At 38.7% G+C, this 20,923-nt stretch carries 20 protein-coding genes; 15 read left to right on the top strand and 5 right to left on the bottom strand.

Annotated elements, in window-relative coordinates:
• The first annotated feature begins 64 nt into the window (after positions 1–64).
• Positions 65–937, top strand: coding sequence for a MetQ/NlpA family ABC transporter substrate-binding protein (locus tag ACEN31_RS01850; protein ID WP_407108444.1), 873 nt, complete (start codon positions 65–67; stop codon positions 935–937).
• Positions 938–975: 38 nt separating this feature from the next.
• A complete protein-coding gene (locus ACEN31_RS01845; RefSeq protein WP_407108443.1) occupies positions 976–2,166 on the top strand; it encodes a M20 family metallopeptidase in 1,191 nt (396 codons plus the stop codon).
• A gap of 475 nt (positions 2,167–2,641) precedes the next feature.
• Here ACEN31_RS01845 and ACEN31_RS01840 read toward each other — a convergent pair whose 3' ends face one another.
• A complete protein-coding gene (locus ACEN31_RS01840; RefSeq protein WP_407108441.1) occupies positions 2,642–4,039 on the bottom strand; it encodes an HD domain-containing protein in 1,398 nt (465 codons plus the stop codon).
• A gap of 10 nt (positions 4,040–4,049) precedes the next feature.
• On the bottom strand, positions 4,050–4,904 hold the full coding sequence (locus tag ACEN31_RS01835) for a biotin/lipoate A/B protein ligase family protein (protein WP_407108440.1): 855 nt from the start codon (positions 4,902–4,904) through the stop codon (positions 4,050–4,052).
• A 99-nt stretch (positions 4,905–5,003) separates the two neighbouring features.
• Between ACEN31_RS01835 and ACEN31_RS01830 the strand changes: the two genes are divergently transcribed.
• The 7 genes from ACEN31_RS01830 (at position 5,004) to fba (ending at position 12,254) form a co-directional block, all read left to right on the top strand.
• The gene (locus ACEN31_RS01830; RefSeq protein WP_407108438.1) at positions 5,004–5,423 is read left to right on the top strand and encodes a DUF1934 family protein; all 420 of its coding nucleotides are present in this window, start codon (positions 5,004–5,006) and stop codon (positions 5,421–5,423) included.
• A 40-nt stretch (positions 5,424–5,463) separates the two neighbouring features.
• A complete protein-coding gene (rpoE, locus tag ACEN31_RS01825) occupies positions 5,464–6,114 on the top strand; it encodes a DNA-directed RNA polymerase subunit delta (RefSeq protein ID WP_407108472.1) in 651 nt (216 codons plus the stop codon).
• Positions 6,115–6,269: 155 nt separating this feature from the next.
• On the top strand, positions 6,270–7,883 hold the full coding sequence (locus ACEN31_RS01820) for a CTP synthase (RefSeq protein ID WP_407094614.1): 1,614 nt from the start codon (positions 6,270–6,272) through the stop codon (positions 7,881–7,883).
• Between the two features lie 259 nt (positions 7,884–8,142).
• Positions 8,143–8,859 (top strand): orotidine-5'-phosphate decarboxylase, encoded by a 717-nt coding sequence (gene pyrF, locus ACEN31_RS01815; protein ID WP_407094615.1) that lies wholly within the window; start codon positions 8,143–8,145, stop codon positions 8,857–8,859.
• 25 nt (positions 8,860–8,884) lie between these two features.
• Positions 8,885–9,523, top strand: coding sequence for an orotate phosphoribosyltransferase (gene pyrE, locus ACEN31_RS01810; RefSeq protein ID WP_338487104.1), 639 nt, complete (start codon positions 8,885–8,887; stop codon positions 9,521–9,523).
• Positions 9,524–9,601: 78 nt separating this feature from the next.
• Complete coding sequence (locus tag ACEN31_RS01805) at positions 9,602–10,879, top strand: MFS transporter (protein WP_407089065.1); 1,278 nt, start codon at positions 9,602–9,604, stop codon at positions 10,877–10,879.
• A gap of 517 nt (positions 10,880–11,396) precedes the next feature.
• Positions 11,397–12,254: a class II fructose-1,6-bisphosphate aldolase gene (gene fba / locus ACEN31_RS01800; protein WP_407108436.1), complete on the top strand. Its 858-nt coding sequence runs from the start codon at positions 11,397–11,399 to the stop codon at positions 12,252–12,254.
• A 367-nt stretch (positions 12,255–12,621) separates the two neighbouring features.
• Here fba and ACEN31_RS01795 read toward each other — a convergent pair whose 3' ends face one another.
• Positions 12,622–13,209, bottom strand: coding sequence for a hypothetical protein (locus ACEN31_RS01795; protein ID WP_407089070.1), 588 nt, complete (start codon positions 13,207–13,209; stop codon positions 12,622–12,624).
• 10 nt (positions 13,210–13,219) lie between these two features.
• Positions 13,220–13,927, bottom strand: a complete 708-nt coding sequence (locus ACEN31_RS01790) for a TraX family protein (protein ID WP_338487114.1) — start codon at positions 13,925–13,927, stop codon at positions 13,220–13,222.
• A 273-nt stretch (positions 13,928–14,200) separates the two neighbouring features.
• Between ACEN31_RS01790 and ACEN31_RS01785 the strand changes: the two genes are divergently transcribed.
• The 3 genes from ACEN31_RS01785 (at position 14,201) to rho (ending at position 17,707) form a co-directional block, all read left to right on the top strand.
• Positions 14,201–15,031, top strand: coding sequence for a hypothetical protein (locus ACEN31_RS01785; RefSeq protein ID WP_171031303.1), 831 nt, complete (start codon positions 14,201–14,203; stop codon positions 15,029–15,031).
• 10 nt (positions 15,032–15,041) lie between these two features.
• The gene (locus tag ACEN31_RS01780; protein ID WP_407089073.1) at positions 15,042–16,313 is read left to right on the top strand and encodes a UDP-N-acetylglucosamine 1-carboxyvinyltransferase; all 1,272 of its coding nucleotides are present in this window, start codon (positions 15,042–15,044) and stop codon (positions 16,311–16,313) included.
• Between the two features lie 128 nt (positions 16,314–16,441).
• Positions 16,442–17,707, top strand: coding sequence for a transcription termination factor Rho (gene rho, locus ACEN31_RS01775; protein ID WP_197104204.1), 1,266 nt, complete (start codon positions 16,442–16,444; stop codon positions 17,705–17,707).
• 183 nt (positions 17,708–17,890) lie between these two features.
• Here the strand turns inward: rho and ade are convergent, their stop codons facing one another.
• Complete coding sequence (gene ade / locus ACEN31_RS01770; RefSeq protein ID WP_407108435.1) at positions 17,891–19,630, bottom strand: adenine deaminase; 1,740 nt, start codon at positions 19,628–19,630, stop codon at positions 17,891–17,893.
• A gap of 197 nt (positions 19,631–19,827) precedes the next feature.
• Between ade and ACEN31_RS01765 the strand changes: the two genes are divergently transcribed.
• Genes ACEN31_RS01765 through ACEN31_RS01755 form a run of 3 tightly spaced genes read left to right on the top strand, consistent with a single transcriptional unit; the run spans position 19,828 to position 20,917 of the window.
• Positions 19,828–20,277, top strand: a complete 450-nt coding sequence (locus ACEN31_RS01765; RefSeq protein WP_407108434.1) for an aminoacyl-tRNA deacylase — start codon at positions 19,828–19,830, stop codon at positions 20,275–20,277.
• A 15-nt stretch (positions 20,278–20,292) separates the two neighbouring features.
• Entirely contained in the window at positions 20,293–20,514 is a 222-nt protein-coding gene (locus ACEN31_RS01760; protein ID WP_338487124.1) for a YdbC family protein, read from the top strand.
• A gap of 1 nt (position 20,515) precedes the next feature.
• Complete coding sequence (locus tag ACEN31_RS01755; RefSeq protein ID WP_407108432.1) at positions 20,516–20,917, top strand: GNAT family N-acetyltransferase; 402 nt, start codon at positions 20,516–20,518, stop codon at positions 20,915–20,917.
• Positions 20,918–20,923: the final 6 nt, after the last annotated feature.

Genomic DNA, 20,923 nt, shown 5'->3' with positions numbered 1-20,923 from the left:
TACAATGAAGAAAGTGGTTGTAGACTTTACTTGCGCTTTTTTTAATAAAAAATGGAGGTCCGTAATGAAAAAATTATTATATTCATTCTTAGCAATCATTACTATCGCAAGCTTTTTACCGATGCAAGCTTCTGCCCAAGAGGAATTTGAAGGTGAGAAAGTAACGATAGGTTTAGCCAGTTCAAATGCTTATGACTATTGGGATGTTGTCGTTGAAAATGCGCTAGAACAAGAAGGTATCGAAATTGAGCTTGTGCTATTCTCAGATTACAATCAACCAAATGAAGCCTTACAAAACGGTTCATTAGATTTAAACGCAACTCAAGGGTATTCGTTTCTATTTTCATGGAATGATGAAAATAATGGCACAATCACACCGATTGGGAATACGTTAATTACACCTTTAGGTTTATATTCTGATAAACATTCGTCAGTGGAAGATATACCAGATGGCGGAATTATTGCGATTTCAAACGATCCATCAACTTATGGACGCGCGCTTCAAGCCTTAGAAATTGCGGGCTTAATTGATGTTGATGAAGCGGCGGGTATTTTCCCAGAAGAGAAAGATATTTTAGATAATCCGAAAGATTTAGAGTTTGAATTATTAGACCCAGCGATGGCTGCAGTTGTACTGCAAGATGTTGATGCAGCGATTATTAATACTGGTTTTGCTTCAGACGCAGGACTTAAAGTTTCAGATGCGATTTTCGCGGATGCTCATAATTTAGATAATGTGAATCCGATGTATATTAATGTGATTGCAGCCCGTGAAGAAGACAAAGACAACCCATTATATTTAAAAATCGTTGAGTTATTCCAAACAGATGAAATCGCAGAAATTATTAAAGAATCAAGTGACGGTTCATTAATCCCAGTATTCAGAGAATACGACGTTGATATCGAGAATCAAACGGTCACAGAAGTGGCAGAGTAGAAACTAAGTAATAAAGGCAATAGAAAGTAGGAACTAAATTGGTACAAGTTATTCCAGAAATTCAAGCAAATAAAGAACAAATCGTAACATGGCGTCGTCATTTCCATCAACACCCAGAACCTAGTTTAAAAGAATTTAAAACAGCTGAGAAAATCCAAGAAATACTTACGGATCTCAATGTTCCTTTTGAAAAAGTCGGTGAAACAGGAACTTTAGGGACGATTACAGGAACAAAGAATGATGCGACTGCCAACCAACGCGAGCGAAAAGTGTTACTGCGTGCGGATATTGATGCTTTAGAAATCACAGAAGCGACAAGTCATGATTACCCATCATTAAACGAAGGCATTATGCATGCGTGTGGTCATGATGCTCACAATTCAGGACTGCTTGGTGCGGTTGCTTATTTGGCAACACACCGTGAACAGTTTGCGGGGACTATTGTAGTAGCTTTCCAACAAGCAGAAGAAATTGGGAGCGGGGCGTATCAATTTATCGACAGTGGACTTTTGGACGGCGTAGGTCAAGTGTTTGGTATGCATGTAGAACCAGCCTTACCAGTCGGTACCATTCAAGCAGTGTCAGGTCCTACCATGGCATCTTGTGATATCTTTACAATCAATGTCACAGGTAAAAGTGCCCATGTTGCCCGCCCACATACTGGCGTTGATGCTTTAGCTGCCGGAGCAAATATTGTAACGGAATTACAAAACTTAGTATCCCGCTTACTGAATCCCTTAGAACCAGCAGTGATTGGAATTGGAAAATTCACTTCAGGTACGCGTTATAATATTGTTTCCAATCATGCAAAAATCGAGGGGACATTACGTACATTAAGTCATGAAACACGCGAACATTTTTTAGCTAAGATAGAAGAAACTGCTCATGATATTGCGAAAGTATTTGGGGCAACGATTGAGTTTGAAAACTATCCGGCTGCAGCTCCAAACATTAATGACGAGGATGCAACATTACGTGCCCAACGTGCTGGAGCGAAAATTGTTGGAGAAGCAAACGTCATCAAACAAAGCCAGCCAAGTATGGGCTCAGATGACTTTGCGGACTTCTTAACAAAGATACCAGGAACATATGCCCGCGTTGGTGTAAGTAGCTCTGAAGAAACTTCATACGGTTTGCATCACGAGAAATTCAATTTAGATGAAGATGTATTACCAATCATGGCATCCTTCCACGTTGAATTCGCATTAGATTACTTGAATCAAGCATAGATTATTTAGGATACGTCATTGTGGCGTATCTTTTTTTGATAGGGAGAATTTTGGGTTGTAAAATGTGTCCTTGAGAAATATTCAAGGCACCAAACCATCCTTGAGAAAATTTCAGGGATGCAAAACACCGAAAAGGATCCTTGAGAAATATTCAAGGCACCAAACCATCCTTGAGAAAATCTCAGGGATGCAAAACGCCGAAAAGGATCCCTGAGAAATTATCAAGGCACCAAACCATCCCTGAAAAAAATCTCAAGGACACGAAACACGAAAAATTGTCCCTGAGAAAATCTCAAGGACACGAAACACGAAAAAATGTCCTTGAAAAAATCTCAGGGACACGAAATACGAAAAAATGTCCCTGAAAAAATCTCAGGGACACGCCCACACCCCAATACAAACAAAAATCCCCAACAATTCCGGTTATACAACCAAAACTGCTGGGGAAATGAGCATTTAGCCCAAACCATAAAAACTAAAATAATCTCTGCTGAATATTAAAGGTTACATCATTCGTTTCTTCATTATAAGCTGCGATTATTTTTTCCTGATCAGGGGTTAAATCTGCTTCAGGGATTTTCAGTATCGTATGCAAGACTTCACGTGGGTAATACAAGCGTTGCTCACCACGCGGCACTCCGGTTAACGATTGCACTAAGGCGCTGACTTGTGACAATTCGACGACTTGATTTTGTTTTGTTAAGAAATCAATTTGCGTGCGCGTACTTGTTGAGTCAGGGCGATAGAAATCATAAGGCAAGTCGAAGGAGCTATTTTCCCCAAAGTAGTATTCTGGGTCATAGCCTTCTGCCAGCATTTCGTTTTGAATTGAAGACGTTAATTCATCACGCTGGTCATCGCTCGATAAGAGTGACTTGAATGGTTTCCGGTTTAAGAAACGGTATGCTAAATCCTTCAATATGTCGTCATCTTCAAGTAACCAATGTGAGAAATAACTACTTAAAACGTAGTCATCTAGACGTAAATAGTCTTCTAAATCCCATTCACCTTCTAAGAAAGGAATCAACAAATCAATGGAATGTCTCATTGTTTCCGGTTTTTGGTCGTAACAATATTTGGCACGAGCAAGTAAGTTACGTAACACTTCTTCCATTCCGCGTGAAACGGGGTGGAAATACACTTGCATATACATTTGATAGCGACTCACAATATAGTGTTCAACTGCGTGCATCCCTGAGAAATCAAATACAATTTGATTGTTGAATGGCCGAATGACACGCAAAATTCGAGTAATATCAAAAGCACCGTAACTCACGCCAGCATAATAGGCGTCGCGAATTAAATAATCCATTCGGTCAGCGTCAATTTGACTGGAAATTAATTGAACGACTTGCTGATTAGGGTAAGTTTTATTAATGACGCTGGCAACTTTTTCTGGAAAATCATCACCCATTAACTTCAATACATGATTAATTTCAGTATCTGGTGACATAATAATTTTTTGAGTGACTACTTCATGGTCGGTATCGAAAATCCCTTCAAACGTATGTGAGAAGGGCCCGTGACCAATATCATGCAGAAGTGCCGCACATAAGGCAACAAGGCGTTCACTATCGTCCCATAAGCCATCACCGGCTTCGAGACTAGGATAATTACGTACGAAATTGTTGATGATGCGACGTGTAATCTCATACACACCTAAAGAATGGTTGAAACGGCTATGCTCTGCACCGTGGAAGGTGTAAGAAGACGTCCCAAGTTGACGAATTCGACGCAGACGTTGGAATTCGACCGTATCAATTAACTTTAAGATAATCGAATCTTGAATATGAATGTAGTCATGAACGGGATCGCGAAATACTTTCTCTCGAGGCAAGATTTGTAATTGATATTTATCATTATTAGTAGCCATCATTAACTCCTTAAGGTAATTGATTAAATTGGATTTTGTATGACCGAGCGGTTGTCTTGTCGAATGCTTTTTCGTATAAAGCTTTTAATTCAGGGTCTTCATAGTCGCCTTGAGTGAGTGAACCGTATTTCTCCATCGTTGAAATTAATAATTTTTGATATGCATCGACTTGAATTGGTTCACCGATGACTGCTTCAATCGTTGTCATTGAGTTAGGATTGATTAAAGGATAGTCACTACCCGCTTCACCTGTACGGTAATAAGCCTGGAGTAATTCAGCGCGTGCTTGTTGGTCACCATTGACACTTAAGTAAGCAGCCGTTGTGACACCAGATTTGAAGCGACGTTGCGCAATGCCACCAATTTTTTTCCCGTTGACAACTAAGTCGTATTTTCCAGGACAATAAGAATCTGGAATTTCATAGCTTTCTACTTTGACGCCGAATGGCTCTAAGGACTGCGCCACTAAAGCAACCATTTGCTCGTAAGCATGATCAATCGATAAGTCAAAATGACGATTATCACTCACCAGTCCAAAGTTTATGACACCCGGGTCATTAACAACAGCTAAGCCACCATGAGGACGTTGAACTAGTGTGTATCCAAGGTCAACGAGATAATTATTCGCATTGCCCAGTTCTGGCAGACGAGTATCTTTTGCCCCAAGTAGGATAGTTGGATAGTCAAATGGATAGAAGTGTACGACACCATAAGGTTTACGAGCGTCATCGTTTAGAGCTGGAACCCAGCGGATGAAGCTGTCTTGGTAACTGAGTGCACTGTTTGGATCCCTTTTTGATGGATTATCTTGTTCTGAAAATACAAGCCATTGTTGGGATGATATATATTCTTGATTTGAAAGCATAGAAACCTTCCTTCATTTTGTAATTATTTTATAGTTATGTATAATTATAACAAAAAATCGATTATAATAGTAAATAACTATAGATTGTGTGGTGAAAATGTGCAGAGAAAAAATATTTATCTTGAAGTTGATCAAAAGATTCGCTATCATAAGCAAGCTCATAAAGATGAATGGTTGTTAGAGACTAAAGGAGAGTTAGTTGATTTAAAGACTTTTTCAAAAATCTCCTACGTCGACCGCGAAGATATTCCAATTGAAGTAAAGTGGTATACTCAACGTGACGCAGGGCATCTGATAGCAGAGATTAAACAACCGCAATATACATTAACGTTTAATCCATCTAAACAAACATATGCATCCTATATGACACCGCAAGGGGTATGGGAATTAGCAGTTGAGACCGAAAAAGTTCAATTTTCTGAAACAGAAACAGGTGTGAAGTTAATGATTCAATACCAAGTATTAATTAACGAAGAACCGATCGGAGACTATGAATTTCAATTGCATTATCGTAATTAAATCGGTAATATATTAGAATACGAGGAAGGAAGTGGAAGCTTTGATTTTAAAACAATTTGAGAATGAAAATATTGAAGAACTTTCTTCGATTGAAGTTGCACATGCAATCCTTGAAGAGACAGGTGATGTGTATGATTTCACTGCATTAATGGTTGCGATTCAAGACTATTTAAATGTAAGCGAACAAGAGATGGAAGCGAAAATGACACGCTTTTATACAGACATCAATATTGATGGACGCTTCATTTCATTAGGAGATAACCGTTGGGGACTACGCGCTTGGTATCCCATCGATTCAATCGATGAAGAAATTGTAAGTTCAATTGATGATGAAGATTTACCACGTCGTCGCAGACGCAAGAAAAAACGCAAACTAAATGCGTTTGACGAAAATGACGACATGATTGACTACAACGATGATGATCCAGAAGATCTAGATGATATCTATGATGATGAAGAAGACTTTGACGATGAAGAAGATGAAGTCGAAGAAGCTGTTCCAATCGTTAAAGACGAAGAAGATGACGAAGACGACAACCAAGAACTTGGTGTCTATGCACGTGATTTATCTGAACTAGGTGACGATGATCTAGAACTTGATGAAGACGACGATGACTTTGATGAAGATATCGATGATGACGATTTTGAAGATGAAGAAGACGAAGATTTCGAGGAAGAAGACGAAGACTAAAATTTTTTATTGACGAAACGACAAAGTTATCGTATTATCTAAATTGGGCACCTTTCAAGAGGAAGGTCAATCTACTTAATTAGCACCCCTATTCCATCGGAATAGGGGGCTTTTCTATTTATATCCCGAAAATATATAAAAAGGAGCTTACAATAATGGCAAAATATATATTTGTTACAGGTGGCGTTGTGTCATCAATTGGTAAAGGTATCGTCGCTGCGTCTTTAGGACGTTTACTTAAAAACAGAGGATTGAAAGTTAATATTCAAAAATTCGATCCATACTTAAACATTGACCCAGGTACAATGAGTCCATATCAACATGGAGAGGTTTTTGTAACAAATGATGGAGCAGAAACTGACTTAGATTTAGGCCATTATGAACGATTTATCGACATTAATGTTAATGAATACTCAAGTGTCACAGCCGGTAAAGTCTACGATGAAGTTCTACGTAAAGAACGTCAAGGTGAATATAATGGCGCAACCGTCCAAGTTATACCACACGTGACAAACGAAATTAAAGACAAAATTATGCGTGCAGCAGAAACAACTGACGCTGACGTTGTTATCACTGAAGTCGGTGGAACAATTGGAGATATTGAAGGATTACCGTTTATTGAAGCACTACGTCAAATGCGTACAGAAATCGGGCACGAAAATGTTCTTTACATTCATACAACTTTAATTCCTTACTTAAAAGCAGCAGGAGAATTAAAAACGAAACCTACACAACATAGTGTGAAAGAATTACGATCATTAGGTATCCAGCCAAACATTTTAGTAGTGAGAACTGAAGAGGCATTACCACAAAGTATTAAAGATAAATTAGCTCTATTCTGTGATGTAACAACGGACGCGGTGATTGAGTCACGAGACGTTGAAACACTTTATACAATCCCATTAAGCTTACAAGAGCAAAAAATGGACCAATTAGTCTTAGATTACTTTGGTCTTGATTTACCTGAAGCAGATATGACTGGTTGGAGAGAATTAGAACAACGCGTTCTACATCTAGAAAACAAAGTAAAAATCGGTTTAGTTGGTAAATACGTTGAATTACCTGACGCATACCTATCAGTAGTAGAAGCCTTAAAACATGCCGGATTCTACCACAATAGTGATATCGAATTATCTTGGATTAATGCTGAAGATATTAACGCGGACAACGTAGATTCTTACTTGAAAGATGTTGATGGTATCTTAGTGCCAGGCGGCTTTGGTGAACGTGGTGTTGAAGGTAAGATTGAAGCCATTCGTTATGCTCGTGAAGAAGAAGTGCCATTCTTTGGTATTTGTTTAGGTATGCAATTAGCGACCGTTGAGTTTGCACGTAATGTTGTTGGCTTAAAAGGGGCACATTCTTCAGAATTAGACCCAGAATCACCACATAAAATCATTGCCTTATTAGCAGATCAAACAGAAGATATGACTTTAGGTGGAACATTACGTCTAGGTCTATACCCTGCAAAATTATCAGAAAACTCATTAGTTCGTGACTTATACGACGGAAGCGAAATGATTGAAGAACGTCACCGTCACCGTTATGAATTCAATAATGAGTACCGTGAAGCTTTAAGCGAACACGGTATGTCATTCTCAGGTGTGAGTCCTGACGGGAAGTTAGTTGAGATTATTGAATTGAAAGACCACCCATTCTTTGTGGCACCGCAATTCCACCCAGAATTCACTTCACGTCCAAACCGTCCACAACCAATTTTTAAAGGCTTTATTGAAGCAAGTTTAGAACATCAAAACAATCGCAAATAACAATTGACATTGGTGTAAATAATCACTATAATTCCATAAAAGTAGTAAAGCTTTAATCGTGTTCCGTGAGACGCGAAAGTGTTGCTAACTGATTTCTTTATAGGCATTTTATAGAGATTAATAGTGAACCCACTTTGTACAATGCAAGGGGAACACTATCGTTATGCACTCTTTCACGTCGTAAACGACCGGTAACATGATCTGTTATCGGTCGTTTTTTTGTACTCTCGATTAAAAATAATGAATGAAAGGTGAGACAATGGATAAACAAAAACCAATCATTGCGCTAGATTTCGCCACTAAAGAGGCAGCCATCGCTTTTCTAAATCTATTTAAAAATGAATCTTTAAATTTAAAAGTCGGCATGGAACTATTTTACAAAACTGGGATGGATTTTGTGCATTACTTAAAAGAGGAAGGACACAGCGTGTTTCTAGATTTAAAATTACATGACATTCCAAACACGGTCAAAAGTGCCATGAAAGTGCTCGCTCAAAGTGGTGTAGACATGGTAAATGTTCATGCCAGTGGCGGACTGAAAATGATGCAAGCAGCCAAAGAAGGCCTGGAGGAAGGGGCTTTGAATAATCACAAACCCTTACTAATCGCAGTGACACAACTCACCTCAACTTCGCAAACTCAAATGAATGAGGAACAAAAGATATTAGGGCCGATTCAAGATAGTGTCCAAAATTATGCGATACTCACACAAAATGCAGGCTTAGATGGCGTTGTTTGCTCGCCCTTAGAAGCTTCAATCATCAAAGAAGCAACATCAAACCAGTTTCTAACTATCACACCTGGCATTCGTCTGACTTCAAAATCAAACGACGACCAAACACGGATTATGACACCTAGAGATGCAGCCAAAAACGGCAGTGACTATATCGTTGTGGGAAGACCGATCACGCAAGCGCCTGACCCGGTAGAAGCCTATCGATATATCTTGAAAGAATGGCAAGCTGAATTAAATTAATAGAAGGGGAATGAATCATTTGAACATGACAGTATCAGAACAAGTAGCAGAAAAATTACTCGCGATTGAAGCAGTAAATTTAAAACCAGATCAACCTTATACTTGGGCAAGTGGACTCAAAGCCCCAATTTATTGTGACAATCGTTTAATCATGAGTTTCCCAGAAACACGTGACTTTATCGAACAAGCTTTAGCAGATTTAATTAAAACTCAATTTGAAGGCGTTGAAGTCATCGCCGGAACTGCCACTGCCGGTATTCCGCATGCGGCCTTTGTTGCTAATCTCTTAAACCTACCAATGATTTACGTCAGATCAAGTGCGAAAGACCATGGAAAGGAAAATGCCATCGAAGGCTACCTTAAACCAGGCAGCAAAGTTGTCATGGTCGAAGATTTAATTAGTACAGGTGGAAGTGTATTGGACGCCGCTTCAAAAGTAGAGCAGGCTGGAGGTGAAATTATCGGTTGCGCCGCAATCTTTAACTACATGTTAGAAAGCGGACAAAAAGCGTTTAGTGAAGTTGAATACTCACTTGAAACATTAACAAACTACCGCGAACTAGTAGAATATGCTGTCAGCGATCCGAAATTAAAAGCTTACTATGACACGTTAGTCGAGTGGTATCAAGATCCAGCAAAATGGTCAAAACAATTTGAAGCATAGAAAACTCTGTCCCTATAGTCATCTATAACAATTTTAATAAAGAATGCCGAGAGCATTCATTAAAGGAGATTATACAAAATGAAAAACTTAAACAAATCACAACGTAACGCTTTATTATCAGCCATTGTCGCGTCAGGAACCGATGATTTAAACGTTATGTTCCTAGCCTTTTCGATGTCTACAATCATTTCTCAATTAGGTATCTCAGGAGCACAAGCAGGGTGGATTGCGACTATTACAAACTTCGGTATGTTGTTCGGAGGAATTTTATTTGGAATCTTAGCAGACCGTTACAGCAAACTAAAAGTTTTTAAATGGACAATTTTAATCTTTTCAATTGCCACAGGATTAATCTTCTTTACAAATAATATCTATTACTTATATGCAATGCGCTTTATTGCCGGGATTGGTGTCGGTGGTGAATATGGTGTGGCGATCTCAATCATGGCCGGAATCGTGCCAAGTGAAAAAATGGGACGCATCAGTTCATTAAACGGAATTGTTGGGCAAATCGGTTCCATTTCTTCAGCCCTACTTGCAGGATTGATTGCTCCAATATTCGGGTGGCGCGGACTATTCCTATTCGGTTTACTTCCAATTTTAATCGTAGTTTGGGTGAGTCGTACAGTTAAGGAAGAAGAATTACATATTGAAAGTTATTCAGATGAAGATGATGAATCAGCACAAGGTAGCATTAAAGATTTATTCAAAGACCGAAAAACATCGTATCAAACAATCGTTTTAATGGTTATGACAACTGTTCAAATCGCCGGTTACTTCGGTATGATGAACTGGTTACCAACAATGATGCAACAAAATGTTGGCGTCAGTGTCAGTGGTTCTTCAACTTGGATGATCGCAACAATCATCGGTATGTGTATCGGAATGTTTGTCTTCGGGCAAATCTTAGACCGCATTGGCCCACGCTTAGCTTACGGAATCTTCTTAATAAGTTCTGCTGTGGCAGTATATTTATTCACTTTTGCTAATAGCTCAACATCAATCTTAATCGGTGGAGCTATCGTTGGATTCTTTGTGAACGGGATGTTCGCAGGTTACGGAGCGGTTATTACACGCTTATACTCTTACAAAATCAGTGCGATTGCGAATAACACAATCTTGAATGTGGGACGTGCTGTTGGGGGATTCTCATCAGTCATCATTGGTTACATCTTAGATATGTCAGGTGTACCTTTAGTAATGCTTTTCTTAGCGGGGCTGTACATTATCAGTTTCGGTTTCATGATTACATTACCTCAATTGAAGGCTAATAATTATAAAACATTGGACAATAAAGTGGATATTGACACAAGTACGTCAACAGTTAAAAACAACAAACGCTTAGCTGAAGCATAAAAATTTATTAAAGGAATCTAGTTGAAAAGCTAGATTCTTTTTAAGTTTTTGGGGACTAATATTGAAAAGAATATAATGGTAATCCCGCTTATTCCAGAGTGTTAGTTTCGGTGACCGTAGTGGCACGACTCTAGCTAATCACTTCGGCGTTATATTGTGATTGAGCTTCCGTCTCGCTGATCTACTGATTCCGTAAGTCGCTTCGCTCCAACGGTATCATGTGCGATCCGTCGACCTGATATTACTGTACCTCTACTAACACTCTGTCATAAACTAAGCACTTTTTTTAATATTTAGTGAAAATAAAACCAACCGCCAGTATTTTATATTATCAAATCATCAAAAATGACAAAATAATCTCTAATCAAATTTAACCCCTTAAATGAATAAGTGAAAAAAGTTCAATTAAAATGCCTACAAATCAAGCCATAGCGCCAATCTGCTTATTTACTAGCAATAGCGCGGTTTTTGGAGTATAATAAACGTATAAAATAACATTATAGGGGGAATTTTAAGTATGACTCGTTTAGTAAGTATGACAGATATGTTAAACAAAGCAAAAGAAGAAGGGTACGCTGTAGGACAATTCAACATTAACAACCTTGAGTGGACTCAAGCTGTATTAACAGCTGCAAAAGAAAACAACTCACCAATTATCTTAGGTGTATCAGAAGGTGCAGCTAAATATATGGGTGGAACTAAAGTTGTTGCAGCAATGGTTAACGCTTTAATGGAAACAATGGACATTACAGTACCAGTTGCTCTACACTTAGACCACGGATCTTCATTTGACACATGTAAAGACGCAATTGACTCTGGTTTCTCATCAGTAATGATTGACGGATCTCATCACCCAATCGACGACAATATTGCGATGACAAAACAAGTTGTTGAATATGCTCACGAGCACGGTGCTTCAGTTGAAGGTGAAGTTGGAACTGTTGGTGGAGAAGAAGACGGAGTTATCGGTGGAGTTGCTTATGCTGATTTAGCTGAATGTGTACGTTTAGTACAAGAAGCTAACGTTGATGCTTTAGCAGCAGCATTAGGTTCAGTTCACGGAACTTACGATGGCGAACCAAAATTAGGCTTCAAAGAAATGGAAGAAATTTCTGAAGCAACTGGTATGCCTTTAGTATTACACGGTGGTTCAGGAATTCCAGAACACCAAGTTAAAAAAGCAATTAGCTTTGGACATGCAAAAATTAACGTTAACACTGAATTACAACAACAATGGACAAAAGCTGTTCGTGAAAAATTAAACACGGATGATAAAGTATATGATCCACGTAAAGTAATCGCACCTGGTAAAGATGCAATTGTTGCGACAACTAAAGAAACAATGGATATGTTTGGATCATCAAACAAAGCTTAATAATTCATTCCCAATACTAAATTAAACCCGTTCGAACCGAGATTCATCTTGGTTCGAACGGGTTTTTCTATCTGATAATTTATAGATAGAGAATAAATTGCAACTCAAGCCAAATGGTTATGTGGTTTGTCTCTAGTTGGTCCAACTCAAGCCAAATGGTGATGCGGTTTGTCTCTAGTTGGTCCAACTCAAGCCAAATGGTGATGCGGTTTGTCTCTAGTTGGACTAACTCAAGCCAAATGGTGATGCGGTTTGTCTCTAGTTGATCTAACTCGAGCCAAATAACTTTGCCATTTGGCTCAAGTACACCAAAAAACTACCTAAAAAATAGTGCCAGCAAGATTTCTCTCGCTAACACTAAAACTTTTTAATAGCCTGGTTTTGTTGGATGTTTATCAATCACAAATTGATTGTTTTCTAAAGCTTTTTTACCAGAATCAGTTAAACGCATGCCGCGAACATCGAAGTGTTCATCTAATTCTTTATTGGAATAATGCTTTTTGATTTCTTCCACTAAGCCTGTTTTATTTAATTTTGAATAGCCTTTAACGTTTTTCATTTTTAATAAGCTCTTCAACAAAGTGGCTGTGACGTGATCCATTGATTCATAAGGCGACTCTTGAACCACATAACCGTGTTCGATTAAGTCTTTTAAAGATTGGTGAGCGTTAATGCCGTAATCATATTCAAAGTATTTCGGCATCACTGATTCGTTTGTGAATGTCCCTAAAGAAATGCGCCAAATTAAGATGATATCTCCCGGTAATAAGCCTTCTTCAGTACGTTGCATATTGCGCAAGGGTACACGCGTTTCGCTTGTTAAATCTAAATCACGGAACCATTTTCTTAGATTACGTTCTGGTGAGATGTAAGGTAATTCAGGGTAATCTTTGTAAATTTTTTCAATTTCTTTGATTTCTTCTTCTGTACCATTAATAGGATAATTTATTTTCATATTTTTCCTCCTAAGATAATAATAAATATGCTATCAGTGCATAAAGTAATAGATGAACTGGATAGAACCAGTAGAATGCTTTGGAGCTGAGATTTCCTTTTAAACCATTGTAAAAATAGGTAATAATGAAAGCAGGCATCGCAAACCAACTGCCGATAAATGCAAAAGCACCAAAAAGGGATTGGAATAACCGAAAATCCCGTAGGACATACAGAATAATAATGACGGATACGCCTAAAGTAGAATAATCTGTGTCCAAGATGAAGACAAATGCTAAGGAGAGCACAACCCCCACAAAGCGGTAAATGGGTTGCTCAAATTTTTCTATACACCAAATAGCAAACAGCCCACTAAATAAGGTGAACATCACATTCTGTCCAGAAAAATCAAAGAATGTATGCGATCTCGCTAAGTCAAAAGGAATTTCAGAAATTAGCGCAAAGATACCGAGACGTTTTAAATACTTTTTCACATCGCTTGTATGCTGAAAGCCTTCGACAATTAAAAAACAGAATAACGGAAAAGCGAGCCGACCGACTGCCCGACTTGCGGTGTACACGGAGTTCCATGTTTCGAAATTAGCTTGACCATTCCCCGCTTGCAACCAGGGCAGGAGCACGAAAGCACCTAAGTGATCAATTAACATCGAAGCCATCGCAATGATTTTGATGGTCGCACTATTTATAAACGTATTTTGAGGCTTATTTAAAGCTTCCATATGATAAAGTATCCTTTCTGAGTCAAATCCTTCATTTTGAAATACAATGTTTACATAACAGTAATTAAGTTATGGTACTGTATAGAAAATATTTTTTAACACTCTAATGTTCAATTAGAGGAATTATACATATTTTAACAAGAAAAACATGGATATAGTAGTCCTTTCTTTGAAGGATTCCGGGCTTATGTTAGAATCATAAAACAAGAATGTTAATTTATTAGGAGCGTTATGATATACTTCAACTATATAAAATTTAAGGAGAATGAATCCGTGACACAACCTTCACCGATCATAAGTAAAACTCAAATGACGTTGATTGATCATATGTTGGAATATAATCAATATCGACCGTTATTATCTTATATAAAAGAGAATACTACACTGAACGATTCCTACCTTACTCACTCAATTCAGCTTGCTCAAGCTTTTCTAGATGTAAATATTCGAGAAATTGAGCAACTAGCTCCCAAAGTAGACCGCCAATATTTACTCAAGCCCACATACCTAGAACGCCGAGTGTATAGCTATGCACATTATATGAATGTTCAATTTGAACGATCTGAATATATGGATTATTTTCGTGCACTCAGTCCGTTGTTGGTTGATTTACTGCGCTTAATTATCGAAGAAGATTTTATGCCGGAATTAAGTCAATATATCCAACCAATTGTCAAGGAAACCGTTGAAGGAACGCCGGTTTATCGTGGTTTACAGTGGAAGCAAGCAAAAGTGGAGGAAGAAGCGAATAAAGTGGCTGAGACCTTTACAAAATATTACGGCGACCGCTTCAATTATAAGCATTATGTAAGTTCGAGTCATTTATTAAAACTCATTGACGATCATAGTAGAAATGACGAAGTGAGAGCGAAAGCCATTTCTTTAAGACATATTGAAAAATATGTCCGAAATATCGTGGCTCACGAAGTAATTTATGTCAGTGATGAACTAGTTGAACGTCGTTCGGGGATGAACGTGAAACAAATTCATCGTCTCCTTCAGGAAGCACTAATACTTGCTGGACTAGATGACAAGCGCCAATGGGCGATTTTGAACGAAATAAATAAAGCAATTAAAAATAATATACAAGACAGAACGAATTAAGGAGCGAAACATGAAAAAATTAGTTATTCGTGGAGGAAAACCTCTAAACGGCGAAATTACAATTAACGGAGCAAAAAACAGTACGGTGGCACTAATACCAGCCGCAATTATCGCTGATTCACCAGTTGTACTTGAAGGCGTGCCAGATATTCAAGATGTTCACTCATTACTTGAAATCCTTGCTGAATTTAATGTAAAAACCGAATTTAAAAATAATACACTAATGATTGACCCAACAGATATGGTGTCAATTCCAATGCCAACAGGAAAAATCCAAAGTTTACGTGCATCTTATTACTTTATGGGAGCAACTTTATCGAAATTTGGTGAAGGTGTTATCGGACTACCTGGAGGATGTTTCTTAGGACCTCGTCCAATTGACCAACATATTAAAGCTTTCCGTTCACTTGGAGCAACGGTTGAAGACGAATTTGGTGTGATTACTTTATCAACGCCAAATGGCCTAGAAGGTTCAAGAATTTACATGGACGTTGTATCAGTGGGAGCAACAATCAACGCGATTCTAGCTTCTGTCCGCGCTAAAGGAAAAACAATCATCGAAAATGCGGCACGTGAGCCAGAAATTATCGATGTTGTGACACTTCTGAACAAAATGGGAGCAAATATCCGTGGTGCTGGAACAAGCTTGATCCGTATTGAAGGTGTCGACGAAATGCATGGTACCAACCATACAATCATTCCAGACCGTATAGAAGCGGGTACTTACATTACAGCGGCAGTCGCAATGGGTGAAAATGTTCGTGTCACAAACGTTATTTATGAACATATCGAAAGTTACATTGCTAAACTAGACGAAATGGGTGCGATGATGACGATTGGTGAAGATTCGATTGACATCAAGAAATCTGACAACTTAAATATGGTTAATATTAAAACACTGCCATACCCTGGTTTTGCGACTGACTTACAACAACCTTTCACACCATTACTTTTAAAAGCTCACGGTGAAGGAACCATTATGGATACAATTTATCCACAACGTGTGAAACACATTCCAGAATTAAACCGCATGGGAGCAAATATCAAAGTAGATGGTGATATTATCCGCATTAGTGGCCCATCGAAACTCCAAGGTGCCCCAGTCCGTGCAAGTGATTTACGTGCAGGTGCATGTCTTGTAATTGCTGCTTTAATCGCTGATGGCGAGACAGTCATCACAGGTGTAAGCAATATCTTACGTGGATATACTGACATCGTAGGTAAATTAAAAGCTATTGGTGCCGATATTGAAATGATTGAAGACGACACTGTCGAAGAATAATAAACATGACTATATTTGGGCAGATCAATTAAATTCTGTCCAAATATATTTTTGTATTCAAATCACCCCCACTCGCCCACAAAACAAACTCCCCACAAACATTCAAGTAAAGAAAAGGAACTGATAAAATGACAGATGCATTTTCATTGCCAACATTATTAAATAAAGACGTAAAAGAGCTCTATGGTTACGCCCGCGAACTTAAAATCCCTAACTATAGTGAATTAAGTAAAAAAGAATTAGCCTTAGCGATTATGCGTACGCAAGAAGAGAAACAAGGCTTCTTCCAAGTTGAAGGAGTTTTAGATATTTTACCTGGAGATGGTTTTGGCTTTATTCGTCCAATTAACTACTCGCCGAGTCAAGAAGATATCTATATTTCAAATTCACAAATTCGCCGTTTTGATTTAAGAAACGGGGATAAAGTTGCTGGTCCTGCGCGTCCACCAAAATCAAATGAGCGCTATTACGGCTTGATGCAAATTTCAACCGTGAATGGTAAAGACCCAGAAGAAGCGAAAGAACGCGATCACTTTCCAAGTTTAACGCCATTATATCCAGAAGAACAAATTAAATTAGAGTACAAGCAAAATGCAATCAGTAACCGTTTAATAGATGTGTTTTCACCGATTGGCTTTGGACAAAGGGGCCTAATTGTTTCACCACCTAAAGCCGGTAAAACATCAACATTAAAAAGCATTGCTAACGGGATTTCGCATAATTATCCTGATGCAGAACTCATTGTGATGTTAATCGACGAGCGTCCAGAGGAAGTAACGGATATCGAACGTAGCGTGAATGGTGAAGTGGTTTCATCAACGTTTGACCAAAAACCTGAGAACCATATTCGCATTGCAGAATTAGTCTTGGACCGCGCCATGCGTTTAGTTGAAGATGGCCGTGATGTTGTAATCTTAATGGATAGTATCACCCGTCTTGCTCGTGCTTACAACTTAGTAGTCAAACCAAGTGGCCGTACATTAAGTGGTGGGTTAGACCCCGCGTCATTCTACTTCCCGAAACGTTTCTTTGGAGCAGCGCGTAATATTGAAGACGGCGGTTCATTAACTATTTTGGCAACAGCTTTAGTTGATACTGGTAGCCGTATGGATGATATGATCTATGAAGAATTTAAAGGAACAGGGAATATGGAAATCCACTTATCTCGCCAACTAGCAGAACGACGTATCTTCCCAGCGATTGATATTCAACGTTCAGGAACACGTAAAGAAGAATTACTGATTCCGGAAGAAGAGTTAGACAAGATTTGGAAGTTCCGCAAAATGATGGTCGGAAATTCACTTGAATACACTGATCAACTCATCGGAATTCTCCGTCACACAGATACTAACGAAGAATTCTTAGGACAAATTGAAAAATTAGTCCAAAAATAATCGAAATTCAAGGGCGATGTCATGAAAATGATGTCGCTTTTTTGTTTGGGCTGGTAAATGGGGAAAAGCGTCACTATGGAAACTCAAAGTGACGCTTTATACCAACCCTTAAGTCCCAGGCAACAACTCGAACGCAAAAAACAAGCAATCTGCCAGTTAGCAGTTGCTTGCCTCTATAAGAGTTTATTCCGAAATTGATACTGGAACAAATTCAAATTTTGTTACATCAATTAAGCCCATGTCGGTAATTTTAAGTGCAGGAATTACAGAAAGTGGCATGAAACTTAAAGTCATAATTGGATCAACACGGTGAGAAATTTCTAACTTCTCGTGTGCAACTTTATTAATGGTATCTTGTTGTGCCATCACTTCTTCGGCTGTTAAATCACTCATCAAGCCGCCCACTGGGAGAGGAAAATCAGCAATGACTTGACCGTCTTTAACTAACACGACACCGCCTTGAAGTCGCTCCAATTCTTTCACAGCAAAAGCCATACCAGAATCATTTGTTCCCGCAACAACCACATTATGATTGTCATGTGCAATCGATTGAGCAATGGCTCCGTATTTCATTCCATAATCTTTTAATAGAGCCACACTCACATTGCCAGTTAAGTGATGGCGCTCAATCACGGCAATTTTAACTACTGGAATGTCAGGATTATATTTAAAATTCCCATCAGCATCGCGGTCCACTTGAATAATCGCTTCATTCGTAATGACTTCTTGTTCAACGACTTCGATGGCACGGACAGTTTCAGACTCTAAAGGTAAAACTAAACGCTCTTCGCTAAAATCTTTATACTTCACGCTCGATTCAACGACTTCGTAATTGGCACGCTGAATCGGAACTAAATATTCGCCGTCTTTAGCAACCAACTCTCCTTCAACATAAGTGCGTTGAACTGTGAAGTCTTCAAGGCTATCAAATACAATTAAATCCGCACGCAGACCTGGCGCAATCGCTCCACGGTCACGCAGACGTGTGGCTTCAGCGGTATTAATTGTTGCCATTTGAATAGCAGTCATTGGATCCAGACCTTCTTCAACACAAATTCGTAAACAATTATCTAAGTGACCTAACTCTAAAAGTGTCTTTGCTTGGACATCGTCACCAGATAAAAGGCAGCGACGGCTGTTGTGAGAAGTGACTCCTTTGAGTAGCATGCGCAAGTTTTGTGTCACAGACCCTTCACGTAAGAAGACATACATACCGCGACTTAGGCGCTCATGCATTTCTTCAATCGTTGTACATTCATGATCATTTTCCACCCCAGCAGCAATATAAGCATTCAAATCTTTACCTGTAACCATCGGACTGTGTCCGTCAATACGCTTGCCGTGCTCACGAGCCACCATCACTTTGTCAATGACGCTATCCTCATTATTAATAATACCTGGAAAGTTCATAAATTCAGCTAAACCATCAACTTGCCCATCAATAATTGGTTGAACCATATCTTGGGCAGTGATAACTGCGCCAGAGTTTTCCATATTCGTTGCAGGCACACAAGAAGGCATCATATAACGGATATCAATCCCTACATTCTGAGATGCATCAATCATGTAGCTTAATCCGTCCATGCCAGCCACATTAGCAATTTCATGAGGATCCGCGAGCGCCGTTGTTGTCCCATGAATCGCTAATAACCGTGCAAATTCTTCTGGAGTCACATAGGAAGATTCAACATGAATATGTGGTTCGATTAACCCGGGTGCTACAATCTTACCTGCTAAGTCGTGAACCTCTTTACCTTCATAATCGCCCCCAATGCCGGCAATGACGCCTTCTGTGATCGCAATATCCCCTTCAATTAATTGCCCTTGATAGACATCGACAATTCGTGCATTTTTAATGACGAGATCTGCCGATGTTCGCCCTGCAGCCACGTCGATTAAATGTTTTAGTGATGCTTTATTCATGAAATCCTCCCTTGAAAAATAACTTTTATCTATAATAGACAATAGATGGACTTCCTTTCAATGATTTGCGGATAATAAACGTATAATAAATACCATTGTTCGTGTTATTCACTGAAGTGAATAAGTTGTTCTTATTTTATACTAGCTTGCATTTCAGTTATAATGATAGTGTAAAGAAGGCAAAGATAGGTGATAAAATGGCGAAAAAAGATAAAACAAATGTGATGCGTGTGCTTGACCAAAATAAAATCGTGTATACTGGCTATCAATGGGAAGATGTAGACAAATTAAAGGTTGAGTCGCCCATTTATAAAACCCTTGTTACACAAGGAAAATCGGGTGAACATTACGTCTTCGTTGTTCCAGTAACACAAGAATTGAATTTAAAAAAAGCCGCTAAAGTTGTTGGCGAAAAAAATATTCATATGATCAAAGAAAAAGAATTACTTCCACTCACAGGTTACATCCATGGGGGCTGCTCACCGATTGGGATGAAGAAGCAATTTAAGACCGTGCTAGATGAATCGGCGAAAGAGTATGAACTTATTTTATTCAGCGGAGGAAAAGTTGGCTTTTCAGTGGAAGTAAACCCAAGGGATTTAGTAGCAGTTATTAACTTTGAACTCGCAGATATTGCAACAGCATAATAGAGGAGAGATAGTATGGCAGACTTTAAATTTGAAATTATAGAACATTACGGCCAATTAAGTGAGAATGCGAAAGGCTGGTCAAAAGAATTAACAAAAGTGAGTTGGAATGAACGTGAACCCAAATTTGATATACGTGACTGGAGTCCAGAATACGACAAAATGGGGAAAGGTCTGACTCTTACAGAAGAAGAATTAAGAGTACTTCGCGATGTATTAAATAAGATGGATCTATAAAATGATTGAATACCAAAAGAAAGTCGATATTACCCAAGAGGCACTGCTTCATTTATATGAAAGTGTCGGATGGAGCGCTTATACACAAGATAATCCGGACTTAACGAGTTTACTCGAAGGAGCCAAGCATTACTTAACAGCTTGGGACGGAGAACGTTTAATTGGCTTGATTCGAGTCGTAGGCGACGGTGTGTACATTGCTTATATTCAAGATGTTTTGGTCCATCCTGATTATCAAAGGCAAGGAATCGGGAAGCATTTAATGCAAACAATGTTAACAGAAATTCGATACGCAAAGCAGATTATATTAACTACTGAGAATTCACCCGCAACGAAAGCATTTTATCAGTCACTAGGAATGAAGGATTTCAATGATACTGGTGCGTTAGGTTTCTCAATGTAGCGTGCT

Origin of the sequence: Ruoffia sp. FAM 26255, assembly GCF_045528525.1 — a bacterium.
In the GTDB taxonomy this organism is placed as follows: domain Bacteria; phylum Bacillota; class Bacilli; order Lactobacillales; family Aerococcaceae; genus Ruoffia; species Ruoffia tabacinasalis.
The sequence above is the reverse complement of the archived record's forward strand: the minus strand, read 5'-3'. Positions and strand labels throughout refer to the sequence as shown.